The organism is Shewanella aestuarii (assembly GCF_014647215.1).
Classification (GTDB): domain Bacteria; phylum Pseudomonadota; class Gammaproteobacteria; order Enterobacterales; family Shewanellaceae; genus Shewanella; species Shewanella aestuarii.
Genome location: NZ_BMOT01000003.1, coordinates 219,716 through 241,454, shown reverse-complemented (window position 1 = coordinate 241,454; position 21,739 = coordinate 219,716). Strand labels below are relative to the sequence as shown.

Annotated in this window: 16 protein-coding genes and 6 tRNA genes; 3 read left to right on the top strand and 19 right to left on the bottom strand. The window is 41.9% G+C overall.

Annotated features, from left to right (window positions below; genetic code table 11):
- Positions 1-18: 18 nt before the first annotated feature.
- Complete coding sequence (locus IEY03_RS07075; RefSeq protein WP_188840645.1) at positions 19-852, bottom strand: hypothetical protein; 834 nt, start codon at positions 850-852, stop codon at positions 19-21.
- A 402-nt stretch (positions 853-1,254) separates the two neighbouring features.
- On the opposite strand from IEY03_RS07075, the gene purE reads away from it, so the two are divergent.
- Both purE and purK read left to right on the top strand, forming a co-directional pair.
- Positions 1,255-1,746: a 5-(carboxyamino)imidazole ribonucleotide mutase gene (gene purE / locus IEY03_RS07070; RefSeq protein ID WP_188840644.1), complete on the top strand. Its 492-nt coding sequence runs from the start codon at positions 1,255-1,257 to the stop codon at positions 1,744-1,746.
- A complete protein-coding gene (purK, locus tag IEY03_RS07065) occupies positions 1,746-2,828 on the top strand; it encodes a 5-(carboxyamino)imidazole ribonucleotide synthase (protein ID WP_188840643.1) in 1,083 nt (360 codons plus the stop codon). Before purE ends, purK begins: the two co-directional genes overlap by 1 nt.
- A gap of 100 nt (positions 2,829-2,928) precedes the next feature.
- On the opposite strand, the gene IEY03_RS07060 is transcribed toward purK, so the two are convergent.
- From IEY03_RS07060 to IEY03_RS07035, 6 genes are all read right to left on the bottom strand, one after another.
- Positions 2,929-4,107 (bottom strand): methyl-accepting chemotaxis protein, encoded by a 1,179-nt coding sequence (locus IEY03_RS07060; protein WP_188840642.1) that lies wholly within the window; start codon positions 4,105-4,107, stop codon positions 2,929-2,931.
- A gap of 174 nt (positions 4,108-4,281) precedes the next feature.
- Positions 4,282-4,899, bottom strand: coding sequence for a transglycosylase SLT domain-containing protein (locus tag IEY03_RS07055; RefSeq protein WP_188840641.1), 618 nt, complete (start codon positions 4,897-4,899; stop codon positions 4,282-4,284).
- 62 nt (positions 4,900-4,961) lie between these two features.
- The gene (locus IEY03_RS07050) at positions 4,962-5,417 is read right to left on the bottom strand and encodes a hypothetical protein (protein WP_188840640.1); all 456 of its coding nucleotides are present in this window, start codon (positions 5,415-5,417) and stop codon (positions 4,962-4,964) included.
- Positions 5,418-5,435: 18 nt separating this feature from the next.
- The gene (gshA, locus tag IEY03_RS07045) at positions 5,436-7,061 is read right to left on the bottom strand and encodes a glutamate--cysteine ligase (protein ID WP_188840639.1); all 1,626 of its coding nucleotides are present in this window, start codon (positions 7,059-7,061) and stop codon (positions 5,436-5,438) included.
- A 186-nt stretch (positions 7,062-7,247) separates the two neighbouring features.
- On the bottom strand, positions 7,248-10,106 hold the full coding sequence (locus IEY03_RS07040) for a M16 family metallopeptidase (protein WP_188840638.1): 2,859 nt from the start codon (positions 10,104-10,106) through the stop codon (positions 7,248-7,250).
- Between the two features lie 38 nt (positions 10,107-10,144).
- A complete protein-coding gene (locus IEY03_RS07035; RefSeq protein ID WP_188840637.1) occupies positions 10,145-10,567 on the bottom strand; it encodes a YqaA family protein in 423 nt (140 codons plus the stop codon).
- 288 nt (positions 10,568-10,855) lie between these two features.
- Between IEY03_RS07035 and IEY03_RS07030 the strand changes: the two genes are divergently transcribed.
- Complete coding sequence (locus tag IEY03_RS07030) at positions 10,856-12,106, top strand: dicarboxylate/amino acid:cation symporter (protein WP_188840636.1); 1,251 nt, start codon at positions 10,856-10,858, stop codon at positions 12,104-12,106.
- 89 nt (positions 12,107-12,195) lie between these two features.
- Here IEY03_RS07030 and IEY03_RS07025 read toward each other — a convergent pair whose 3' ends face one another.
- The 12 genes from IEY03_RS07025 to recA form a co-directional block, all read right to left on the bottom strand.
- Entirely contained in the window at positions 12,196-13,326 is a 1,131-nt protein-coding gene (locus IEY03_RS07025) for a sodium ion-translocating decarboxylase subunit beta (protein WP_188840635.1), read from the bottom strand.
- Positions 13,327-13,335: 9 nt separating this feature from the next.
- Entirely contained in the window at positions 13,336-15,114 is a 1,779-nt protein-coding gene (oadA, locus tag IEY03_RS07020; RefSeq protein WP_188840634.1) for a sodium-extruding oxaloacetate decarboxylase subunit alpha, read from the bottom strand.
- Between the two features lie 21 nt (positions 15,115-15,135).
- On the bottom strand, positions 15,136-15,369 hold the full coding sequence (locus IEY03_RS07015) for an OadG family protein (protein WP_188840633.1): 234 nt from the start codon (positions 15,367-15,369) through the stop codon (positions 15,136-15,138).
- A 754-nt stretch (positions 15,370-16,123) separates the two neighbouring features.
- Positions 16,124-16,200 (bottom strand) — tRNA-Arg (locus IEY03_RS07010).
- A 66-nt stretch (positions 16,201-16,266) separates the two neighbouring features.
- Positions 16,267-16,358: transfer RNA gene (locus IEY03_RS07005), tRNA-Ser, on the bottom strand.
- 9 nt (positions 16,359-16,367) lie between these two features.
- Positions 16,368-16,444, bottom strand: a tRNA-Arg gene (locus IEY03_RS07000).
- A gap of 33 nt (positions 16,445-16,477) precedes the next feature.
- A tRNA-Arg gene (locus IEY03_RS06995) sits at positions 16,478-16,554 on the bottom strand.
- Positions 16,555-16,587: 33 nt separating this feature from the next.
- Positions 16,588-16,664 (bottom strand) — tRNA-Arg (locus IEY03_RS06990).
- 19 nt (positions 16,665-16,683) lie between these two features.
- Positions 16,684-16,775, bottom strand: a tRNA-Ser gene (locus tag IEY03_RS06985).
- A gap of 233 nt (positions 16,776-17,008) precedes the next feature.
- Positions 17,009-17,203 (bottom strand): carbon storage regulator CsrA, encoded by a 195-nt coding sequence (gene csrA, locus IEY03_RS06980; RefSeq protein WP_188840632.1) that lies wholly within the window; start codon positions 17,201-17,203, stop codon positions 17,009-17,011.
- Between the two features lie 420 nt (positions 17,204-17,623).
- A complete protein-coding gene (gene alaS / locus IEY03_RS06975; protein ID WP_188840631.1) occupies positions 17,624-20,248 on the bottom strand; it encodes an alanine--tRNA ligase in 2,625 nt (874 codons plus the stop codon).
- Between the two features lie 419 nt (positions 20,249-20,667).
- Positions 20,668-21,729, bottom strand: coding sequence for a recombinase RecA (gene recA / locus IEY03_RS06970; RefSeq protein ID WP_188840630.1), 1,062 nt, complete (start codon positions 21,727-21,729; stop codon positions 20,668-20,670).
- Positions 21,730-21,739 lie beyond the last annotated feature (10 nt).

Below are 21,739 nucleotides of genomic sequence, written 5' to 3'. Positions count from 1 at the left end.
CATACATTTAAATTTAGCTTAGTTTGCTTCCTCAAAAATCTGAATTAACTCATCCCCTAATAATGATTTGTCTTCCACTGACGCAAATTCTTGATGGATGCTGATCAATGCCTGTTGAAAAGACTTTTTACTCATTGCTTTATCGATGGCGTTGATCAATTTCTGACCGTAGTCAGTTTTTGAACAAACAATATAGCCGGGTGAGGGTTTGCTAACCCCTTTAATCGGAACACTGCTAACGTTTAAACCGGCTTTATGTTCAAGGATGTAAGCATTCACTGTATCGGCATATTCAATGAAGCCATCTATTCGATTCAGTGAAAGCATTTCGAGCAATTTTTCAATCGAATTAGGGCCATCACGGAAAAACAGCCATTGCTTTTTATGTTCAATTTGCGCGTCAAGCACTCCATAGGAGCGATTTTTAGCGAGTGCATAGCGCATTTGCTGTGAGGCTTGAATGGAAGAAACATCAAACTCACTCAAATAAAGGCTTTCATCCTCACTGCGAACAATTAATCTTAATGGAGGGTATAAGGTAATAGGATATTGACTGAAATACCCCACCTTTTGCCGCTCAGGGGTTTTGACCTTGTTATACATACATGCGTTTTCAAGCTTTGGCATTTCCATCCAACCACGGGTCATGCTCATCTCTTGAAAGGTAAAGGTTAGGTCTTGCTGACTATTTTGCGCTAACAGGTCAAGTACAGCCATCGGCTTCATTTGGGTGACATCAATCGCGTTGTTCGTGAATTCACCTAATAATACAGCCTCAAGATCTGCGCAATTTGCCATAACGGGCAAAATTGACAACATTCCTCCAATAATAAGACTGTTTAATTTGGTCATTTTTACTAAGCCTTTATCTACACATTCATTTTTAGTTAGTTATGCATTTAATCATAGTCTATTCACTCAAATCGCACACATAATTGCACCAGTGAATAAAGCTTTCAGAATAACGTACCGTTAACAAGGTGATAATGCACTAATTTTATATCTTATAACTAAATAAAAGCACAATTGGTTAACAATATGGTGGTAAGTGGTTAATTATCAGCCAATTCAGTATCCGAATTTCTAAACTAAGTGTTAGCCTCACAAAACACTAAAGCGCAGCGTAACCCCCTCCAACATGATATTATCTGTCACCTTTTTATCGCCTTATTATTGATGCTATTTCCCCTGTGCCATGTTGCATAGAAAATAGGCTAAATATACGAATTGAATAAGTACATTAAGGAGTAAACCATGCAAGCTCTTGTTGCTGTTGTTATGGGTTCTAAAAGTGATTGGCCAACAATGGAAGCCGCGGCAGAAATTATGGACAAACTGCAAGTGCCTTATCACGTTGAAGTGGTTTCAGCTCATCGCACTCCAGATAAACTAATGGACTTTGCTAGCACCGCTGCCGACAAAGGCTATAAAGTGATTATTGGTGGCGCGGGTGGCGCAGCTCATTTGCCTGGCATGATAGCTTCTAAAACACGCTTACCTGTTTTAGGTGTCCCAGTGCAAAGCAAAGCGTTATCAGGCATGGATAGCTTATTGTCGATAGTTCAAATGCCTAAAGGTATTGCTGTTGGGACTTTGGCTATTGGTACTGCAGGTGCATTTAACGCCGGTTTACTTGCAAGTCAGATTTTAGCAACAACAGATACTCAATTAGCGGCTCGAATTGACGCTTTTCGTGACGAGCAAACTCGTTCAATTTTAGATAATCCAGATCCGAGAGAAGACTAATGAGCCAGCAACATACGGTTTGGGTATTGGGTAATGGTCAATTAGGTGCCATGCTCAGCCACGCAGGGCAACCTTTAGCCATTGATGTCCGTCCTGTCGATATCATGAACCCAAACGGCGATATTTTACCGATTGAAAGTTCACATGTGATCACCGCCGAACGTGAACAGTGGCCAGAATCCAGCACTAGCTTACAACTTAGCCAGCATCCTCACTTTATTAATGGCCCAGTATTTGGTCGCCTAGCCGATCGCTTCACTCAAAAAAGCCTACTCGATGAATTGTCGGTTGCGACAGCGCCTTGGCAATTAGTCACTGAGTCTGTTAGCACTGATGAACTCCATCAAGCGTATGGTGAACGCGTATTGCTAAAACGCCGCACCGGTGGTTATGACGGTAAAGGCCAGCATTGGCTAAAACAAGCGCAATCGACCTGTATTCCAAATGATTGGCGTAACGAGGCCATTGCTGAGCAAGCCATAAATTTTGATGAAGAAGTCTCATTGGTGGGAGTGCGGACCCTAGATGGTCGCTGTTTATTCTACCCTTTGACGCTTAACTTACATCAAGATGGCATTTTAATGGCTTCTATTGCGCCATTAAGCCGCTTAAGCCATCTTCAAGCTGAAGCAGAAGCCATGCTTGCGACCATTATGAATGGTCTTGAATATGTTGGTGTAATGGCAATGGAATGTTTCCGCGTTGGCGAACATCTTTTGGTCAATGAACTCGCCCCGCGCGTTCATAACTCTGGCCATTGGACCCAAGCCGGATGTCATATTAATCAGTTTGAATTACATTTACGCGCGTTATGTAATCTGCCAATTCACACACCACAAGTGAACTTTCAATGTGTTATGGTGAACTTAATTGGTGTAGAAAAAGATGACCGTTGGTTAAGCCTGCAAAATGCGGAATTGTTTTGGTATAACAAAGAAGTGCTCCCAGGCCGTAAAGTGGGTCATTTAAATCTATCGGTACAGGATACAGACGCATTAAATGCCACCATCAAACAATTAAAACCTTGGATGCCAATTCAATACCAAGCTCCGCTTGATTGGATTTTAGCTGAGTTTGCTTAAATATTTCAGCTAACACCTCTGGTGTCGCAATCTATAAAAAAGGAGCCTTAGGCTCCTTTTTTATAGATGCAAAACTCATCGAATCAAATGCTTGATTTCACTAAACACAAATTCGTCCAAGTACACGTTCGAGTTTATCAGAGGTTTTACTTTGCTCATTTGCACCTTGGGCTGCCACTTTCAAGCCATGGGAAACATCTTGGCTTAAACGAGAGATTTCATTCGCTCTATGATTAATGCTTTCTGTCGATGCTTGTTGTCCCTGAATGCTGAGAGTCATATTACTGGCAACATTGTCGAGTAAACTGTATGCCTCTTCAATATCTTTAAATGCCTTAGTGACCCGTTGACATTGCTCAACACTTTGCTGACTAATGCGTTGACTCTCACCAATCCCTGTCACTGCATTTTGGGCTTTATTTTGCAGTTGTTGAACAATGTTTTGGATCTCTACCGTAGATTCTTGGGTACGATGTGCCAGCGCTCTGACTTCATCGGCAACCACCGCAAAACCTCTGCCTTGCTCCCCTGCACGCGCCGCTTCAATCGCAGCGTTAAGGGCGAGTAAATTAGTTTGCTCGGCAATACTTTTAATCACGTCCAACACATTACCAATTTTTAAACTGTCATTGTTAAGCAGGCTTAAATCATTAACCATGCTTTCTATTCCGTTAGCAAAATCTGTCATAGCGGTTTGATTATCGATAGCATCTTTATTACCAATTTTAAGTAATTGATGCACTTCCGCCGAGGTAGATTTTAACTCGTCGGCATTACTGGATAACTCATATGCAGTATGGGTAATTTCTTGCAACGACAAGGTAATGTGCCCATTTTCTTGGACACTTTTATCAACTGATATTTCAGCATGATGCATTTGCTCTGTTAATACCTTCGCTTCTTGTTTAAAGGTTTTTGCATCGAGACGGATTTCATCAAGGATGACTTTCAACCCTTCAATAAACTGACTTAATTCGTTGGTAATTGTGGCAAGTTCATCGGTTTGATGATCTTTGAGCGGCGATTCTGGGGCTTTTTCGGTATTAACAACCAACTGCAAATATTGATGTAATCTAGCTAGGCGAGACTGTAAATAATGTTGGATACTCCACAAGCCCAACAACCACTGACAAATAGCTAGGCCGATGATTAATCCAATCACAGTGGTTTTACTGATATTGGCATCCAACAAACTAATTAATATTAGCAAGGGGATAAATATAATTAAAATAGGGGCTAATAATTTACGGTGAATCGATTTTTCGAAAGAAGTTTGCATAATAATTTCCGATCATTTTTTTATTATTGTTGAATTCGAAATGCATTGAAAAACATTTTACAAATTAGTTACATTGTATCGGCAAAATACTGATAATTTAAAGCAATAAAAATCGATTCAAAAAAATACCACCTTATCGGGTGGTATTATGGGGGTAATGACACAGTATTGGCGCTAGCCAAAAAATAAGCGCCATAACCAAGATGAATCAAGATCATCTTTGCAGGTATTATATTGCTGAGCATAACGTTTAGCACGACTATCTACTTTTTGAGCCACAGGCACTAACCATTTTTTGGCTTTATATGAACCGCGCTTGTAACCTCCCCAGCCTTCGTGATAGTTCAAATACTGATTTTTCGCATCCCATTTAGACACGCCATTTACTTTGTTGGTTTTGTAAATAAACCAGCCCATAAAATCCATAGCGTCATCAAAATCACTGCGGCTGGACCACGAGTTACCCGTTTCTCTTACATAATCATCCCATGTTTGCGTTTTAGCTTGAGCATACCCATAGGCATCGCTTGCGCGGCCGGTGGGAATAAAGCCTAAAAAATATTCCATTGGCGGCGCAGCATTATGCTTAAAAGAACTTTCTTGATACATCATAGCTAACGGCACATGAACAGGAACGCCCCACTTTTCTCGGGTATTTACTGCAGCTTGATACCATGAACGGTTTTCTTGGAAGATAGAGCAAAGGTTTTCGGGCTCAGCTGGCGGAGAGGTTGCACAACCGGACAAAACAATGGCGCAGCATAAACTCATAATGTACCGAAACGATTTCATAACACCTCAATAGCCAATAAAAACAAAAGGTCAGTGTCACATCAATAAATACATAATGCAATTTAAGGTATAGGATCGATTTCACATTGATGTGATTCTTGTTGAAAAACCACTGGCTGCCAAAAATCACTGTTACGCCCAACATAGATTTTGTCGGTAAACATTTGCGCGGCAATATGGTAGCGCTGATCGGCTTCAACATTGACTGTCAGTATTTTTGTGCCGCGCGCTGCAAGTGAGACTTTCAATTCTGGGGAGTTAATTAACTCAACTACCGTGAACTCATGTACGCCCACTGGTAATACGTAATTAGGTCTAGAAATAACCGGAATACCGTCAAGGTGAGTCACAAGTGTACGGTAAAGGTATTGCCCAGTATCAGGCTTAATATAAGCCGATACTGTGCCACACTTATTAGCATTGTCCGATGATGCACAACCTGACAATAAGCTAATCATTGCGATAAAGCTAAGCAATATCTTTGCTGAACAAGTATTAGCTAAGGTTATGTCATTCATTCAACGGACTGCCATCAATTAGGCTTTGCAGCCACTGTATAATTCAGGAGAAGCGACTTCTTTGAAGTATTCTTGTAAAAACACATCAAAATTTGGCATTGATTCCATTTCAATCTGATGTTGTTTGTTAAGTGATAACTCAGCTTCATCTTTGTATTGCTGTTCGGTTTCTTGACTTAAAGGGTATGTGGTTAAAAACTCATGGTAGTTATTCGCCAGCTGGCTTACCCATACGCCATGATCAACGCCTTTGGTAATAATTTCATTCAACACTCGGCCTGATAATGTCAGACTTGGGTCATCAATAGCCGCAGCCCAATGGTTTAAGGCATTTTGATAACCATGTTCATGTTCGCCATCTAACAATATCGCTAACCGCGACAAGTCTGCAAACATGTGTTTAAGCCATGCTTGTAAACTGATGTCATTACCATTTTGTTTTAACATTAATCCCGGTTTACGCCCTTCAAGCACAACCGATTTTAAGTTAGCGGCAATTTCTTTCTCACCTTGTTCATCTGTCAGTGCCGATGGCGATAACAAACAGTAAAGTAAAAACAAATCTAAAAATCGCACTTGCGTCGCATCAATACCAACAGGGCTGAATGGGTTAACATCTAAAGCGCGAACTTCTATGTATTCCACTCCAGCTCTCATCAAGGCTTGCGAAGGTTTCTCACCAGCTTTAGTGACACGTTTGGCACGGATTGGCGAGTAAAACTCATTTTCAATCTGCAAAATATTGTTATTTAACTGACGATATTCACCATCGACTTTTACGCCAATCTGTTCAAACTTTTTAGATGGCATTCTAATCGCAGCTTGAACGCCCTCTAGGTATTCAGGCAAAGAGTTATAGCTGATATTGAGTGTATCCTGCTCTTTATTGGTATAGCCCAAATCACTCATACGCAATGAAGTGGCGTAGGGTAAATATAGGGTGCCTTTACCGGTTTTTTCAAAGTTAAAATCAACCGCTTGATCTTTTACAAACGAAGAGCATAACGCAGGTGATGAGCCGAACAAATAAGGCAGCACCCAGACTAAACGGCGGTAATTACGAATAAGTCCGAAGTAAGATTCGGAGATAAATTCACAGCGGCTTAATGAGTCTGAACGCATATGCGGATTGTTGGATAATTTACTATCAAACAAGCGTTGCCATAACTCAGATGAGACTGAAAAATTAAAATGTACCCCAGAAATAATTTGCATCAATGCACCATAACGGTGGGTTAAGCCTTTTCGATAAAGGGTTTTCATCAAACCGTTATTGGAGATGCCATATTGTGCTAGCGGAATATTTTTCACATCGCCGACATAGCAAGGCATACTCACTGGCCAAAGTTTTTGGCCGTTTAAGTTGCGAACTGTGTAAGCATGGGTTTGGGTTAAGCCTTCTAGCAAAGTATCAATGTTGTTATTTACTGGAGTAATAAACTCGAGAAGTGCTTCGCTGTAATCGGTAGTGATCCTTGAATGTGTTAATGCTGAGCCTAACGCTTGAGGATGTAAATCTTGCGCAAGCTGGCCATTATCATCAATACGCAGGGCTTCACGCTCTATGCCACGTAACATACCAAGTAAGGCGCTACGCCCTTCATTGTCGCCTAGTTGGTCGACGATTTCATTGAAAGATTTCAATATACTATTCTCTACTGATGGATTCGCATGATTAACAGCTAGACCCGATAATACCCGAGATTATTACCAAATTGGCAAAAAAACTATAAACAAAAACGGCAACAGAGATTCTGCCACCGTTTTAACTCACTTCTTGATACTGATATTGGGCTAAATAGGTTCAATTCAACCCAATGATTTAATGAATTAATTTATTACTTGAATTGGATATCCTAATGGCGCCAATTGTTTTTGGATAACGTCTTTATCACCCACGACCAATATCACCATAGTATTGATATCCAATAATGATTTGGCAAGTGAGTTTAATTCAGTCGTGGTAATAGCATTAATTATCTGAGTTTGCTGTTGAGTAAATTGAGGATCTAATTGGTAGCGCTGAATTCTGCGAATGAATCCTGCTTTTTGATACGGAGTTTCAAAATCCAATGCTTGGCCTTGAGTAATAGAGTTACGTAAAAATGCTAACTCTTTATCATTCATTCCCGTTTGTTGATAGGTTTGAATTTCTTTAATAAACTCAGAGATAGCCGCCCCCGTCACATCGGTTCTGACACTCGCTGAGGCAATAAACTCACCCGTGTCTTCTTGACCACTAAACTGGGTTCTGGCGCCATAGGTATAACCTTTATCTTCACGTAAATTTAGGTTTATGCGGCTATTAAATGCACCACCTAGAGGATAGTTCATCAAATTAGCCTTAAAGTACTCACCTGTACCATCGTAGGACAAAGCTCGTTTACCGATATTAATTTCCGACTGCGCCGCATCCGGTTTATCAATAATGTAAATGGTGGCAGGTGCCGCATAAAGGCGTTTGTTGATAGGGGTTAACGTCGTGGCCTTTCCGCTCCACTGACTCAATCCGCTGAGCATTGATATTACGTTATCTTTGGCTAAATCAGATACCATTACCATCTGCGCACTGCCTGCCGTATATTGCTGCTGATAAAAGGCTTTAACATCTTCAAGGGTTAACGCAGAAAGGGATTCAACCGTCCCTAACTGACTATTGCCCATGACGGTATTTTTACCGTACAACAAGGCTGAAAAACCATTACTCGCCATATAACTCGGGTTGGTCATTGCCTGTTGTAAGCTTTGTATTTGTTGCTGCTTTACCCGTTCAAAATCAGCACGATTAAAGCCTGGGTTAAATAAGCGTTCCTCTAAAATAGCCAATGTTGCAGCAAGGTTTTTTGACAAACTGGAGACTTGTACATATGACTGCGAGATCCCTGCACCAAAACTGATACTAGAACCTAACATCTCAAGCTTATGGGCTAACTCTTCCGTGGTGTGTTGGGTGCTAGATTCGCCCATCATTGCCGCAGTTAGCTGAGCGAGACCGGCTTTTTCAACAGGCACTGCACGATGTCCGCCCTCAAGATAAATCACTAATTCAGCAGTAGGCGTTTCTTCACTCTCAGTGCCCATGACCTCGATGCCATTACTCAATGATGACGTCCAAAGGCTTGGTACAGTTAGCACTGGGGCTTTACCGACTTGTGGCATGGTGGCGCGATCAAAACTTGAAACAACTGGCTTGATATCTGTCAAACCTGTGACGGCCTCAGCTGCTACTGGTAAAGCTGTAGGGGTAAAGTTATCAGCCTTAGCCACCAGTTGTGATTGCCCCTCAGGAACCACACTCATCACCACTTTAGGTTTGTCTTTGATGTACTGGTTAAACACCCGCATCACATCCTGTTTAGTCACACTTTGATAGCGAGCTAAATCCTGTGCCACCATATTAGGATTAGCATAAAATGTTTGATTAGCCGCTAGAGTAGACACTTTCCCTCTGACACTTTGTAAACCAAAAATAGTGTCGGCTTCAAACTGAACTTTCACTTTCTGAAGATCTTCGTCAGTGACACCGCGTTGTTCAAACTCAGCAATGGACTGATCAATTTTCTCCTCAAGTAATGCTAGCTTGCCGCCTGTTGCCGGATTAGCCAGTGCATATAAAGTAAATTGACACGCCAATTCCTGACAGGGATGCCCTACTGATGCCTGAACCGCATAGCCTTCTTTTACTAGGTTTTTATATAACAGCGAGGTTGGTCCCCCGCCAATAATATTCGCCAGTAAATCGAGAGCCGCTTCATCTGGATGACCAGCATAAACTGTCGGCATACCGACATATAACAAAGGTAAATGCACTTTGTCTTCCATTGATATGTAGCGAGTTTTATCAAGTGTCACTGGCGTTTTAGTAGCAGATTCAACTTGAGGGCCTGATGGGATCTCGCCAAAATACTTATTCACCCATGACAATGTTTGCGCCTCATCAAAGTCCCCCCCTATGGTTAAGGTGGCGTTATTCGGGCCATACCATCGTTCAAAAAAGTGTTTAACATCGTCTAAGGTTGCTCGGTCAAGATCTTCAGGCCAACCGATAACCGGCCATGAATACGGATGTCCCTCGGGATAAACTGCCTGTGCAAAGCGTTCGCCTAAACGGCCATACGGACGATTATCTATCCGTTGAGCTCGTTCATTTTTAACCGTTTCACGTTGTACTTCAAATTTTTCAGAGGTTAATGCCGGTAAAAAGAAGCCCATTCTGTCTGATTCTAACCACAACATTTTCTCTAACTGATTGCTGGGTACAGTTTCAAAATAATTGGTTCTATCTGAGTTTGTTGTGCCATTTAATGTGCCACCCGCTTCGGTGACCACTTTAAAATGTTGTTCATCACCGACATGCTGCGAGCCTTGAAACATCATATGTTCAAATAAGTGAGCAAAACCACTTCGCCCCGCAAGCTCACGTGCTGAACCTACATGATAAGTCACATCAACGTGCACTAATGGATCTGAGGTATCTTGATGCAAAATGACTGTGAGGCCATTGGCTAGACGATATTTTTTATACGCTATGCCTATTTCACTGTCGGTCAGTGAAACCGTTTCAACTAAACTCACACCCGCGGGCAAATTTGCTTGAGCCGTTGTAACGTCAATAGCATTATTTGCGCTTTGTATTGCACACCCTGATATTGCCGCACTGATTGCGACCGCAAGAATCCACTTTTTCAAAACACTCTCCTTGAGTTTATAAATAAGATGATGAGTGATTACACCGTGGCCATGAAAGCCAACACTATCAGACTATAGCGCACGGTTTTACCCACTAAAATAATCAATGTTGCAGGTACAAGCGGTAATTTAAGCCAGCCGGCAATTAAGCACAGAATATCACCAACAAGAGGTAACCAAGATAGTAATAATGCCCACACCCCAAAGCGTTCAAACCAGCGTAGTGAACGTTGATAATGCGTGTTATGAAAATCTTCAGGCGATTTAGCAAACCGTCCGATTCGGCCTAAATAATAACTGGTTAAGGCGCCAAGTGTATTACCAATACTTGCTACGACCAGTAAAGCTAACCAAGGTTCACTGTTGTGTTGTAATAAACCGATAAGTAAAACTTCTGATCCACCCGGTAACAAGGTTGCAGCTAAAAAAGCTCCAGAAAACATCACCCACAATTCAGACAAAATTTATCCTTATGATTTAAATATGTTTTTATTCAACTCATACCATTATGAATTAAGTAACCATTTAGTGAATATTTATTATTATATTAACATCGGTATATATAATTATAAGTTATATCAAATTAGCGTTGTTTGTCTTTAGTAGCCTATCTAGAATGCCATTAAATTTGCTTCATCTATCGAAATAAACTAGTTTGCACAAACTGCTGAAGACGGATAAGTTAACTGCAATTAGCATGTACATCACCAAAATACTGCTTAATCACATAATAACAATGAGATCTCCCAATGATTTTAGACACATTTAAACGTATTCCTTTTTGGCAGAAAGTATTAGCCGGCTTTATTTTAGGCACCCTAGTAGGTATCGCATTAGGCAATTCTGCCGTGGTATTAAAACCTTTAGGTGACTTATTCATCAGCGCGATAAAAATGCTGGTTGCACCATTGGTTTTTTGTGCCATCGTTGTCAGTATCACCTCTTTAGGTAGTCAAACAAATTTAACCCGTTTAAGCATGAAAACCTTAGGCTTATTTATGTTTACCGGCACTATTGCGTCATTTATTGGTCTTGCCATCGGCAGTTTAATCGACATGGGCGGCTCACTTGAATTAGCCACCAGCGAAGTACGAGAACGTGATATTCCTGGTTTTGCGCAAGTCTTACTGAATATGATCCCCGTCAACCCTTTTGCTTCTTTAGCGGAAGGTAAAGTACTACAAATCATTGTATTTGCTGCCTTGGTAGGTATTGCAATCAACGCAGTAGGCGAAAAAGCTGAGCCATTAAAAAAAGTGATGGAAGCCAGCTCTGAAGTCATGTTCCAACTGACTCGCATGGTACTTAAGCTGACCCCAATTGGCGTTTTTGGCTTAATGGCTTGGGTTGTAGGCGAATATGGCTTAAGCACTTTACTTCCGCTGGGTAAATTTATCATTGCCATTTACATAGCCGCATTAATCCATATCATTTTTGTTTATGGTGGTTTAGTGAAATTTGCCGCAGGACTCAGTCCGCTAAAGTTTTTCCGCAAAGCGATGCCAGCACAGCTTGTGGCTTTCAGTACAGCATCAAGTTTCGGCACATTACCCGCCAGCACACGTTGCACTGAATCAATGGGCGTATCAAAACGTTATAGTGCTTTTGTACTGCCTTTAGGCGCGACAATGAACATGGATGGTTGTGGTGGAATTTACCCCGCGATTGCCGCTATCTTTATTGCACAAATCTACGGTATTCCATTAGATATGACCGATTACATGCTGATTGCGGTCACCGCAACCGTTGCCTCTGTTGGCACGGCAGGCGTACCCGGCAGTGCCATGGTCATGCTAACCGTCACCTTAGGCGTGATTGGTTTGCCACTGGAAGGTATTGCCTTTATTGCTGCCGTTGACAGAATTATTGATATGATCCGCACAGCGACTAACGTTACCGGCGATATGATGACTGCGGTCGTAATAGGAAAAAGTGAAGGGCAATTAGATATCGCTCAGTTTAATGCTGAAGAAGTTAACGCAGAACAACAAACTAACTAAGTAATAGCTTTAAAAAAAGCGAGTTAGGATTACCCTACTCGCTTTTTTATTGCCTATTGGCCACTTAATATAAGCAGCCGCTTTAATAATTAACCTAATACGGCAAGTAATACACCTGCTGCAACAGCACTTCCCAATACACCTGCAACATTTGGTCCCATCGCATGCATTAATAAGAAATTCTGATGATTAGCTTCAAGGCCAACTTTATTGACCACTCGCGCCGCCATAGGCACAGCAGATACACCCGCTGCGCCAATGAGGGGGTTAACCTTACCGCCAGACAACTTACACATTAACTTAGCCATTAATACCCCAGCTGCTGTACCAATAGAAAAAGCCACCGCTCCCAGTACAAGAATACCTAAGGTTTCGATACGTAAAAACTCGCCGGCAGACAATTTTGAGCCAACAGCAAGGCCTAAAAAGATCGTCACAATATTAATGAGCTCATTTTGAGCGGTTTTAGATAGACGGTCGACTACGCCTGACTCACGCATTAAGTTACCTAAACAGAACATTCCCACTAAAGGCGTTGCTGCGGGTAAAAACAGAATGGTTAGTCCAACGACCATCAACGGGAAAATAATTTTCTCACGCTTACTGACTTCGCGTAGTTGCTCCATCTTGATACTACGTTCAGCCGGTGTGGTTAGCAGCTTCATAATCGGGGGTTGAATCAATGGTACTAATGCCATATACGAATATGCAGCAACCGCAATTGCCCCCAATAGATCAGGTGCTAGCTTTGAAGCTAAGAAAATAGCTGTTGGCCCATCAGCGCCACCAATGATCGCAATGGCTGCCGCATCTGTCATACTAAATTCAAACCCTGGTACCAAATTAAGCGCGATTGCTCCTAACAAAGTCGCAAAAATACCAAATTGCGCAGCGGCGCCAAGTAATAAGGTTTTAGGGTTTGCTATCAAGGCTCCAAAATCAGTTAGCGCGCCAACGCCCATGAAAATAAGCAGCGGAAAAATACCCGTTTCAATCCCCACGTGATACGCATACCAAAGTAAACCACCCTCTTCGGTAAAACCTGCGTTAGGAATGTTCGCTAAAATAGCACCAAAACCAATGGGTAATAATAACAATGGTTCAAAACCACGTGCGATGGCGAGGTATAACAATAAACAGCCAACCCCCATCATTAACAACTGGCCCGCTTCAAAATGTGCAATGCCTGTTTCAGCCCAAAAGGCCATTAATCCTTCCATAATGCCCTCTTACGCCAAATCAAGTAATGTTGAACCCACGGTCACGCTGTCACCCTGCTTAACCGCAAGATTGGTGACCACGCCATCTTCATTGGCTCTCACTTCGGTTTCCATTTTCATCGCTTCAAGGATGATAACCACTTCGCCAGCTTTAACGGCTTGACCATTGGCAACTAACACTTTGAAGATATTGCCTGATAATGGTGCCGCCATAGATGATTTCACCACACCTGAAGACGCAACAGCAGGCTGAGTGGCGACAGGTGCTGATGACGCTGTAGCCGGCACTATTTGAGTAATATCGCCACCTTGACTGACTTCAACCACAAAACTTTGGCCTTCAACATTAACAGTGTAAGTTTCAGGACCTTTATCAGCAGCCTTGACCACTAAATCATCCGCTGATGGTACTGGTTCAAATGCATCAGGATTGCCACGATTTTTCAAAAACTGTAGGCCAATTTGGTTAAACAGCGCGTAAGTCATCACGTCATCATCAGTTTCGGCAGCAAGTGTAAAACCAAACTCTTGCGCTTTATCGGCTAATTCAACACGTAACTTATCAAGCTCAGGTTCGATGAGATCCGCTGGGCGACAAGTAATTGCCTGTGCACCATTAAGCACCCTGGCTTGTAATTCTGCATTTACAGGAGCGGGTGTTGCACCATATTCGCCTTTCAAGACACCTTCGGTTTCCTTGGTCATCGACTTATAACGCTCGCCCATTAGCACATTAATAACCGATTGCGATCCGACGATTTGCGATGTGGGAGTGACTAAAGGTAAAAAGCCTAGATCTTTACGAACGCGAGGGATCTCCTCAAGAACCGCATCCATTTTATCGGCAGCGCCTTGCTCTTTAAGTTGGTTTTCCATGTTGGTTAACATACCGCCAGGCACCTGTGCACGTAAAATACGTGAGTCGATCCCCTTTAACGCGCCTTCAAAGCGAACATATTTTTTACGCACTTCACGAAAATAGGCGGCTATTTCTTCTAACAACACCATATCGTAGTTTGTGGCGCGATCTGTGCCCTCAACCATAGCAACAAGCGTCTCAGTTGCACTGTGACCGTAAGTTTGGCTCATTGATGATATGGCGGTGTCTAACACATCAACACCCGCCTCAATGGCTTTTTGATAGGTTGCGGTACTTAAACCCGTTGTCGCATGGCAATGCATTGAAATCATTAAGTCGGTCTGTGACTTTAAGCGGCTGATAAGTTCAAACGCTTCCATTGGCTTTAGCAAACCAGCCATGTCTTTGATACATAATGAATCTGCGCCCATGTCTTCAAGGCGTTTTGCCATATCCACCCAGGTATCTAGGGTATGCACTGGACTAGTCGTGTAAGAAATCGTGCCTTGTGCATGACCACCCACATTCTTAACAGCTTTTACTGCCGTTTCGAGGTTACGCACATCGTTCATTGCATCAAAAATGCGGAAGACATCTACGCCATTCGTATGCGCTCGCTCAACAAAACGAGTCACCACATCATCGGCATAATGACGGTAGCCTAATAAATTCTGGCCACGAAGCAACATCTGTTGTGGGGTATTAGGCATGACTTTTTTTAGCTCACGGATCCGGTCCCATGGATCTTCGCCCAAATAACGAATACATGAATCAAAAGTGGCACCGCCCCATGACTCTAAAGACCAGTAACCGACTTTATCGAGTAATGGCGCTATGGGTAACATGTCATCAATACGTAAGCGAGTTGCAAGTAGAGATTGGTGGGCATCGCGCAGGGCGACATCGGTTAAGGCTAACGGCTTGCTCATAAAAACTCCCAAAAATAAAACTTACGCACGGTATTGGTGAATAGCTGAAGTAATTGCAGCAACTAACTTAGGATCTAATCGATTAGTGGCTATTGGACTTGGCAATGCATCCGGTTTAGCAACCACAGGAGCAGGACAAAATTTCGCGACAATGCCAATCCCCACAATAAGTACACTCAAGAAAATGAATACTAAACCCATCCCCATTATCATTATGCCAAGTGCATCAACTAATTGTTCGCTGATCGATGTCATACTTCCTCACTGAAATTAAACGAGGAACTTTAAAAGATCCCCGAGATCAAAATTACTGAATGGTTTGATATCTAAAAAGAAAGTTAAATCGTCGTTTCATTGAGTTTTTGCTGGTGAAAGCATAAATATTCAATAAAAGTTATTTTTTATTACTTAACATTCAGATATCTAATATAGAAGCAAAGCTTTTAAAGACAGTTTTACGTTACAAAATATAAACAATGTATACCAAGAATACCATTAATTTGTAAAATGGTCTTACCAAAAATAGTTATCACAATTCAAAACAAATGATTTTTATTCATTTTTATTGCCAATAAACTATCGATTCCATACCTGTTTAAGAAAAAACTTAACCAGCATCAAGTGTTTCATAAATGTTAACCAAACAAAATATACCAACCCACTCGCTTGAACAGCAAAACAGCTTATTAGCAACATAAATGCATAAAAATTTACATTGACCTAAAAATTCAGACCAAACAGGAAAATTAACTAGGCTAAAAGCGTGTTTAGTCACCAGAGAAAGCGATATAGCCTGCGAAAAAGGCGCATATATGAGGTTTTACTTAAGGGAGTTGTCATCTGGAACTGCAAATCGCTAAAGTAGTAGCAGGCAAGAAAGCACAAAGATAACAGAAAGGTTTAAATATCGGGCCAAATCAGCTGAGGCTAAGATTCAGCTTTATTGACACAAACATAAGATGCTTGCGAATGGCAAAAAAAAACCTGCATAAATGCAGGTTTTTTAATATGGTGCGCGTGGGAGGATTCGAACCTCCGACCGCCTGGTTCGTAGCCAGGTACTCTATCCAGCTGAGCTACACGCGCATGTCTTGACTTTTAAATCCATTCAAATCATAGCCTATTTTTTCAATAAAGCATTATGATAATGAATGGCGGAGAAGGAGGGATTCGAACCCTCGATGGGAGTTAAAGCCCATACTCCCTTAGCAGGGGAGCGCCTTCGGCCACTCGGCCACCTCTCCACACAAATATGGTGCGCGTGGGAGGATTCGAACCTCCGACCGCCTGGTTCGTAGCCAGGTACTCTATCCAGCTGAGCTACACGCGCAAATTTGGGGGATATTACAATATGATGATAAAATGGTGCGCGTGGGAGGATTCGAACCTCCGACCGCCTGGTTCGTAGCCAGGTACTCTATCCAGCTGAGCTACACGCGCATCTTACATTTTTATCAATCAATCTATTAATAATGGTGCGCGTGGGAGGATTCGAACCTCCGACCGCCTGGTTCGTAGCCAGGTACTCTATCCAGCTGAGCTACACGCGCAATATTATCAAGTAAGAAATGGCGGAGAAGGAGGGATTCGAACCCTCGATGGGAGTTAAAGCCCATACTCCCTTAGCAGGGGAGCGCCTTCGGCCACTCGGCCACCTCTCCGTTTTCTTGGCGCACATATTACTGTCTAGCGAAAATAAGTCAAACCCTTTTTAGGAAACCCATTGTCATTTGAACTGTTTTTAATCACATTGAAGAGTTAAACGTCATATAACCCTGAAAACTCTGTTCTAATTGATGAATAAATATAATTGATAAAGCGACTGTATAATCTAAAAACAAAAAAGCCAGCAAATGCTGGCTTAATCATTTTGGTAAATCCAATCAATAATAGATTAGAAATTACCGCCTTCAGATGAGTCTGATTTTTCAGATTGAATTCTTTGATAGATCTCTTCACGGTGAACAGATACTTCTTTGGGTGCATTAACACCAATACGCACTTGGTTGCCTTTAACACCTAATACAGTGACAGTGACTTCATCACCTATCATCAATGTTTCGCCGACACGACGAGTCAAAATTAGCATTCGGTTGCTCCTTTAGTTCACACTGCATAACACGCTTTGTCCGTAATATGCGTTTATTATAATGTCTACTTAATAAAAGTCATAGTAACTTCAAATACGAAGCTTGACGATTAACTGCACACAATTCAAAAAGTAACAATTAGCTTAAGACCCAATAAAAGCCACCTAACAGCACCATTCAAAAATGATTTTGGTAACGAGTCGTTTATAAACTGGCTAAACACGATAAATACTTAAAAGTAATTCGTCCAACTTAAGCTAAGGAAAACACGCTGTGAAACAGACCAGCAACAAAACTTTGTTTACTATGCCAAAACTGCGTAACACACTCAAGCCCTAAAGCATAATAACTACTTTAAGACTTGAATAATCATCAACAAAAGTTTATCAAGCGTTACGTTAGTCGATTAATTTTAACAATTAGCTTAAACGTTGCTCTAACCAAGGTTGCACAAGCGCTAATGCTGCATCCAGATTTTCAGGCTGTGTACCGCCAGCTTGGGCCATATCTGGACGTCCACCGCCTTTACCACCCACTTGCTGTGCAACCATAGCCACTAATTCGCCAGCTTTGATTTGCTTAGTTAAATCATTACTGACACCGGCAATTAAATTGACCTTACCTTCGCTGGCAATACCCAGCACAATGACCGCAGATTTTAGCTTTTGTTTAAGCTCATCTTGCAACCCACGTAATGACCCAGCATCGACACCCTCAAGCTTTTTAACTAGCACTTTGATGCCATTAATCTCAATAGCATCACCAGCGAGATCTGCACTGGCAGCAGCGGCCAATTTATCTTTCATTTGCGATAAATCTTTTTCTAACTGCTTCACTTTATCTAATTGCGCTTTTAGCTTAGCGATAACTGAAGCGCTATCAGATTTTAGCAATGAAGCAGCTTCTTCAATTTGAGCCTGTTGCTCTGCAATATAGGCCATTGCTGCTGCGCCAGTTACCGCTTCTATACGACGAACTCCGGCAGCTATACCACCTTCAGAGGTAATTTTGAACAAGCCAATATCACCTGTACGGCCAACGTGCGTTCCGCCACACAGTTCGATAGAGAAATCGCCCATGGTCACAACACGAACCTGTGCATCGTACTTCTCACCAAATAACGCCATAGCGCCTTTTTCTTTGGCTTCATCAATTGCCATTTCAGCAGTTTTAAGCTCATGATTACGACGAATTTGCACGTTTACTAATTCTTCGACCGCTTTTAATTCAGCGGGTTTAACGGCTTCAAAATGCGCGAAATCAAAACGCAGTCTTTCGGGGTTAACTAGCGACCCTTTCTGACTCACGTGTTCACCTAACACTTGACGCAAAGCAGCATGCAGTAAATGCGTCACTGAATGGTTAAGTTCGGTACGATGACGTAATTTTTTATCAACTTGAGCAGTAAGCACTTGACCCACGTTAATGTCACCTGAAACCACTTCGCCTTCATGTCCTGTTGCAGGACCAAATTTTTGCGTATCAGTGACCTTAAATGCAACACCTTCAGCCGTTAATTGGCCTTGATCGCCAACTTGACCACCTGATTCTGCATAAAATGGCGTATTGTCTAATACAACCACACCGATTTGTCCCTGAGTTAACTGTTCAACCGCTTTACCATCGAGATACAGTGCTTTTACTGTTGCACTTCCAGCAAGCTCAGCGTAACCACAGAAAGCAGTTTCGGTATCTATAATCAAGTTACTGTTATAGTCAGCGCCAAAATTACCTGCAGCTTGTGCACGCTTTCGCTGCTGAGCCATTGCCGCTTCAAAACCAGCTTCATCCACTTGAATATCACGCTCACGACATACGTCTGCGGTTAAATCGACTGGGAAACCATAAGTGTCGTATAGCTTAAATGCCGTTTCGCCGTCTAAAGTTTTAGTGGTTAATTCGTTCAAAGCTGAGTCTAAAATTTGTAGTCCGCGCTCAAGCGTACGAGCAAATTGCTCTTCTTCTGCTTTCAAGGCTTTTTCAACAATAGCTTGCATTTGACCAAGCTCTTTTGCCGCATCACCCATCACCGAAATCAGTGTAGGAACGAGTTTATAGAAGAAAGATTGATTAGCACCTAACTTATTGCCATGACGAACTGCACGGCGAATGATTCGACGTAAAACGTAACCACGACCTTCATTTGATGGCATAACCCCATCTGCAATGAGGAAGGCACACGAACGAATATGGTCAGCGATAACGCGTAAAGACTTATTCTCTAAATCGGTAACGCCAATAATTTCGGCCGTTTTAGCAATCAGGGTTTTAAAAATATCAATTTCATAATTTGAATGTACGCCCTGCATGATCGCGGCAATACGCTCAATCCCCATGCCGGTATCGACAGAAGGTTTTGGCAGTGGCTGCATTTCACCATCAGCTTGACGGTTATACTGCATAAAGACGATGTTCCAAATCTCAATGAAGCGATCGCCATCTTCTTCAGGTGTACCAGGACGACCACCCCAGATATGATCGCCGTGATCATAAAAAACTTCAGTACATGGACCGCATGGACCGGTATCACCCATTTGCCAGAAGTTATCAGATGCGAAAGCTGCACCTTTATTATCGCCAATACGAATAATGTTCTCTGCCGCTACACCAATCTTTTTATTCCAGATTTCAAATGCTTCGTCATCTGTTTCATAAATAGTAACGCATAAACGTTCAGTAGGCAGTTTTAAGGTGACAGTTAAGAATTCCCATGCAAAACGAATTGCTTCTTCTTTAAAATAATCACCAAAGCTGAAGTTGCCAAGCATTTCAAAAAAAGTATGGTGACGGGCGGTATAACCTACATTGTCGAGGTCGTTATGCTTACCACCGGCGCGAACACAGCGTTGTGAGGTTGTTGCACGAGTATAGCTGCGCTTGTCCATGCCTAAGAACACATCTTTAAACTGGTTCATACCCGCATTGGTAAATAACAGTGTTGGATCATTAGCTGGTACGAGTGAACTACTATCTTCTACCTGATGGCCGTTATCTTCAAAATACTTTAAAAAAGCACTTCTTAACTCTGCTGTGGTCTGAAACATGGAATTGTCCTGAAATAGAGTATACAAAAGTTGTCAGCCTGCAATACAAGCCACTAAATGTGGGTATTATATACTGAATTTACTCTAATATGCGAGATGAGAGAATGGATTAAGCTAACCATAAAAAGCGATAATATTTATCGGTTGATTTGAGCTTATTTGACATAAATGAGTGAGTGTTAAATTGAAGTTTATCCAAAGACTAGCAAGCCTTATTAACAACAATTTTTGAGCTACAGATGATGTAGCTAGAAGCTGAAAAGTCAAAAGTCAAAAGTCAAAAGTCAAAAGTCAAAAATGAACTTAAGTTTTTATCCAGAAGATGAGAGTTAAACTTGGTTAGTGCTTTAAGTAGATTTGATGGAGTGGATAGTCGCGGCGCACAAAATGCGCGGCCGCGATAAATATTACTGACGGATTTAGAACACTTCGCCAGTTTCTAAATCGATATTTTCATCAATATCAGAAGCTGAACTCGCACCGGTACCAGAGCTTAACAACATAGCACGTAATGTTTGTTCAATTTCCTGCGCCACTGCAGGGTTTTCTTTAAGATACTTACCGGCATTTGCGCGGCCTTGACCAATTTTGTCACCTTTGTAGCTATACCATGCGCCGGCTTTATCCACTAACTTATGTGCAACGCCTAAATCTACCAGTTCACCGGTACGGTTTATCCCTTGACCATACATAATTTGGAACTCTGCCTGTTTAAATGGTGCTGCAATTTTGTTTTTAACCACTTTCACTCGAGTTTCGTTACCGACAACTTCATCACCCTCTTTAATCGCACCGGTACGGCGAATATCAAGACGAACTGAAGCATAAAACTTAAGCGCATTACCACCTGTGGTTGTTTCTGGGTTACCAAACATTACCCCAATTTTCATACGAATTTGGTTAATAAAAATAAGTAAGGTATTAGATTGCTTCAAATTACCAGCAAGTTTACGCATGGCTTGGCTCATCATACGAGCGGCTAGTCCCATATGTGAATCACCAATTTCGCCTTCAATTTCAGCTTTAGGTGTTAATGCAGCAACCGAGTCAACAATGATCACATCAACTGCACCACTACGTGTTAACGCATCACAAATCTCTAATGCTTGTTCACCTGTGTCAGGCTGTGAACATAGGAGGTTATCAATATCAACACCTAGCTTTTTAGCGTAAATAGGGTCCAAAGCATGCTCTGCATCGATAAAAGCACATGTTTTACCTTCACGTTGCGCTGCAGCAATGACTTCTAAGGTTAAAGTTGTTTTACCAGATGATTCAGGACCGTAAATTTCAACAATACGTCCCATAGGTAATCCACCAGCACCTAATGCAACGTCTAATGAAAGTGAACCGGTAGAGATAGTTTCAACATCCATTGTGCGGTCTTCGCCCAACTTCATGATTGAACCTTTACCGAATTGTTTTTCAATTTGACTTAACACTGCGGCAAGTGCTTTCTCTTTATTTGGATCAGCTTTCATTTTAAACCCC